Here is a 4425-nt window from a genome sequence, read left to right as displayed (position 1 = left end):
AAATTTTTAATTTTGAAATGCAAAGTGCGGTCACCGCACTTTTAAACTGACTTTGAAACCGCACTTTTGATCTACAAAACACTGAATGTCGTAGTTCGGTCCGCCATTTTTCGCGCGGAAATGGAGCGGTTGGGTAAATTTCAAGGAAGCATTTAAGCGCCTGCATTAAATGCGACGTAGAAATTCCCAACAAGCGAGATTTCCTTAAAAATGGCAACGCCGTTTCTTTCCCCGATTTCTTTGGGCGAGCAAAGAAATCGGGTCGCCAACGGCGAAACACGATAGCTATGACGGAGTCATAAAAGAGAACAAAGCACCCGCCGCAGGCGGAAATGGGAGTGATAACGGAGTTATGAAAGAAATCAAGGAAAGAAAAACGTGATACTGAGTGATTAAAAACCTAAAGTGCGGTCATAAAAAAACCGCACTTTACAATAAAAGTGCGGTTTAACCCAAGTGCGGTTGGCATTAGCGGCGGAACATATTCCCCATCGCGCCCATACCGCCCATCATACCTTTCATACCGCGCATCATCTTCGCCATCCCACCTTTACGCATCTTCTTCATCATCCGCTGCATCTCAGTGAACTGCTTAAGCATCTTATTCAAATCCTGCACCTGCGTGCCCGAACCTGCCGCGATACGACGCTTACGCGAGCCCTTGATAATCTCCGGCTTCTGCCGCTCCTTAAACGTCATCGAATTAATCATCGCCTCCATCTTATGGAACATCTTATCGTCCATCTGCCCCTTAACATGGTCTGGCAAATTCTTCGCACCTGGCAACTTCTCCAGCATACTCATCATCCCGCCCATATTGCGCATCTGAATCAACTGCTCGCGGAAGTCCTCCAGCGTGAAATCATCGCCTTTTTTAAACTTCTGCGCCATCTTCTCGGCTTTTTCATGGTCAACGCTGCGCTGAATATCTTCAATCAACGACAACACATCGCCCATGCCCAAAATGCGCGAGGCCACACGGTCAGGGTGGAATGGCTCAAGGGCGTCGGTTTTTTCACCCACCCCTAAAAATTTAATCGGCTTGCCCGTGATTTGGCGGATAGACAACGCCGCACCACCGCGCGCGTCACCGTCCACTTTGGTGAGAATCACCCCTGTCAGCGGCAGCGCTTCGTTAAAGGCTTTGGCGGTGTTGGCGGCGTCTTGCCCCGTCATGGCATCAACGGTGAACAGCGTTTCCACGGGGTTGAGCGCACCATGCACGGCTTTGATCTCATCCATCATTTCGCTGTCAACGTGCAAGCGGCCGGCGGTGTCGACAATCAACACATCATAGAATTTCAGCTTAGCTTCAGCCAGTGCACTTTGGGCGATCTCAACGGGGTTTTGGCTGGTTTGCGAGGGGTAAAAATCTACGCCCACACTTTGCGCCAATGTTTCCAACTGCTTGATCGCCGCTGGGCGATACACGTCGGCAGAGACAACGAGCACCTTTTTCTTGTGGCGCTCACGCAAAAATTTCGCCAATTTCCCCACGCTGGTGGTTTTACCTGCCCCTTGCAAGCCGGCCATCAAAATCACGGCTGGCGGTTGGGTGGCGAGGTTGAGGCTTTCGTTGACCTCACCCATCGCTTGCTCAAGCTCGGCTTGCACAATTTTGACAAACTCTTGGCCTGGGGTGAGGCTTTTGTTGACCTCAACGCCAATGGCGCGTTCTTTCACCTTGGCGATAAACTCCCGCACCACCGGCAGCGCCACGTCGGCTTCCAGCAGCGCCATGCGCACTTCACGCAGGGTTTCTTTGATATTGTCTTCCGTTAAACGCCCGCGGCCGGTGATGTTGCGCAGCGTTTTCGAGAGGCGATCAGATAAATTTTCAAACATAGTCGTCCTTGCACCGCACTTGGCGGTTTTCAGTCTTCAGATGGGGTGATTATACCGAATTTCCGTATTTTTTCATCTTTGAATGGCGTTAGGCTGGCAATTTTGGCGTAAAACTGCTACTTTTTGCAGAAAGTCTTTCAAATTTGCCGTAAAATAAACACAACCTCTTCAACTGGATTGAGCAACGCTATGATGTTTTCCGCCACACTCGCTGTGATAGCCTACCTTGTCTGCACGCTGTCTTTGCTGCCGCAATTGCTGCACGCACAAAGCCAAGGCAGCAGCTCGCGCCCCAATCGCGGGCGTTTTATGCTGATTTCGGCGCTGGCGTTGTTGCTCCATGGCGTGTTTATCTACCAACTGTTCGCCCGCGGCGAGCCGCCGTTTAACTTCACGCTGCTCAACATTCTCAATTTAATGGCGCTGTTGGTGGTGTTGCTGATCACTATGGCGCTCTCGCACCTCAACACGCTGTGGTTTTTGCTCCCCGTGGTGTATAGCATCGCAATATTGAGCATTTTGGCCGGCGCCTTGATTCCAGGCCATGTGGTGGCCTATTTCAATGACAATACCGCACTTTTGACCCACATCACGCTGGCGCTGGTGTCTTATGCGGTGTGTTTTATCGCCACACTGTTTGCCTTTCAACTCAGTTGGCTGGATTACAAACTTAAGCGCAAAAAAGTGGTGTTTTCACCGATGATCCCCTCAATCATGAGCGTGCAGCGGCAGTTTTTCAAACTATTGGCGGTGGGCGAAATGCTGCTCACCTTGGCGCTGCTAAGCGGCGCGATTTCGTTGAGTAACTTCTTCGCGCCCGAGCAAATTCAAAAAGCGACTTTTCGTTTTTGGCGTGGATTGTCTTCGGTTTGTTGTTGATTGGCCACCAAAAACTCCATTGGCGCGGAAAGAGAGTGCTAATTTACACAATTTCAGGTATGATCCTTCTCACCATTGCCTATTTTGGCAGCAGGACATTTTTAACGTTATAATGTAGGGTAAAGTGCGGTCGGTTCAAACCGCACTTTGCAGTTGATTCACCAGCAAAAGGAACACATTTTTGGACAGTATCCCCACGAGTACACTGTTTATCGCACTAGTCATTCTTCTTTTTGTTCGGCCTACTTCTCAGGCTCTGAAACAGGATTACTCTCAATCAACCGCCACCGCATGCGCTTTATGGCAGAGCAGGGCCACCGCGGCGCGCAAAAAGCAGAAAAACTCCTCAAACGCACCGACACCTTGCTGGGCCTTGTGTTGATTTTCAATAACTTGGTGAATATTCTCGCCTCCGCCATCGCCACCATTTTGGGCATGCGCCTTTATGGCGACGCGGGGGTGGCGATTGCCACGGGGCTGTTGACCTTTTTCATGCTGGTTTTTTCTGAAATTTTGCCCAAAACTCTCGCTGCCATGCACCCAGAGCGGGTTGGCTTCACCAGCAGCCATTTTCTCTCACTGTTGCTGAAAATCTCGCTGCCGCTGGTGTTGTTGATCAACGCTTTCACCAACGGCTTGATTCGCTTGTTTGGCATCAAAGTGGGGCAAAAAGTGCAAACCATTAGCCAAGATGAGCTGCGCAGCATTGTGCATGAGTCGGGCAAGTTTATCCCGTCTGCTCACCAACAAATGCTGCTGTCGATTCTTGACCTCGAGCAGGTGACGGTGGACGACATCATGGTGCCGCGTAACGACATCGGCGGGATTGATGTGGAAGACGATTGGCGCTCGATTATGCGCCAGCTCAACCACTCGGCCCACAGCCGCATTGTGCTCTACAAAGGCAATATGGACGAAAACGTAATCGGTATGTTGCGCGTGCGTGAGGCATACCGCTTGATGCTGGATAAAAACGAGTTTAATAAAGAGATTTTGATCCGCGCCGCCGATGAGATCTATTTTATCCCTGAAGGCACGCCGCTGAACACCCAGCTGCTCAATTTTAAAAACAATAAAGAGCGCATCGGTTTGGTAGTGGATGAATACGGCGATATCAAAGGGCTGGTGACGATGGAGGATATCCTCGAGGAGATTGTCGGTGAGTTCACGACCTCGATGACGCCGTCGATTGAAGAAGAGGTGACCGAGCAGTCCGACGGCTCGGTGCTGATTGAAGGGCAGGCGAATATTCGGGATTTGAACAAGCTCTTTGGCTGGGACTTGTCCACTGAGGGCCCACGGACGTTTAATGGCTTAATTTTGGAGCATTTGGAGGAGATTCCCCCGGTGGGCGAGGTGTGTCAGATCGAGGGTCTATTGGTGACGATCGTTGAGGTAGGGGATAATATGGTGAAGCAAGCTAAAGTGGTGCGTCAGTCTATTCCACCAAAAGCGGTGAAGGCATAAAGTGCGGTCAACCGCACTTTTGGTTTTGTTCAGCATTTTGAGCTAGCGCTCGGCGCATACGTTTATCACTCCGGCATAACCGTTGTTTTTCCTTGTTCTCTTTCATGACTCCGTCATAGCGCTACGGTTTCGCCGTTGGCGACTTCCTTTCTTTGCTTGTCCAAAGAAAGGAAGCAAAGAAACGACATTTTGCCCCTGTCCATAAGATATTCGCTTAGCGCCAAATTGCTACTC

2 protein-coding genes and 1 pseudogene are annotated in these 4425 nt (G+C 50.4%); 2 read left to right on the top strand and 1 reads right to left on the bottom strand.

All coding sequences use genetic code 11. The features are described 5' to 3' along the window. Nucleotides 1-468 precede the first annotated feature (468 nt). Nucleotides 469-1845 (bottom strand): signal recognition particle protein, encoded by a 1377-nt coding sequence (gene ffh / locus HPC37_RS10590; protein ID WP_208123076.1) that lies wholly within the window; start codon nucleotides 1843-1845, stop codon nucleotides 469-471. A gap of 189 nt (nucleotides 1846-2034) precedes the next feature. Between ffh and HPC37_RS10585 the strand changes: the two are divergent. Together HPC37_RS10585 and HPC37_RS10580 are read left to right on the top strand one after the other, a co-directional pair. Continuing rightward, nucleotides 2035-2837 (top strand): annotated as a pseudogene (locus HPC37_RS10585) (cytochrome C assembly family protein). Nucleotides 2838-2871: 34 nt separating this feature from the next. After that, nucleotides 2872-4191, top strand: coding sequence for an HlyC/CorC family transporter (locus HPC37_RS10580; protein WP_427915972.1), 1320 nt, complete (start codon nucleotides 2872-2874; stop codon nucleotides 4189-4191). The last annotated feature ends 234 nt before the right edge of the window (nucleotides 4192-4425 follow it).

This window comes from Spirabiliibacterium mucosae (genome assembly GCF_014884965.1).
GTDB classification, from domain to species: domain Bacteria; phylum Pseudomonadota; class Gammaproteobacteria; order Enterobacterales; family Pasteurellaceae; genus Spirabiliibacterium; species Spirabiliibacterium mucosae.
The sequence above is the reverse complement of the archived record's forward strand: the minus strand, read 5'-3'. Positions and strand labels throughout refer to the sequence as shown.

Coding starts and splice junctions, on each gene's coding strand:
- ffh (WP_208123076.1), bottom strand. CDS start 1,845: ATGTTTGAAAATTTATCTGATCGCCTCTCGAAAACGCTGCGCAACATC.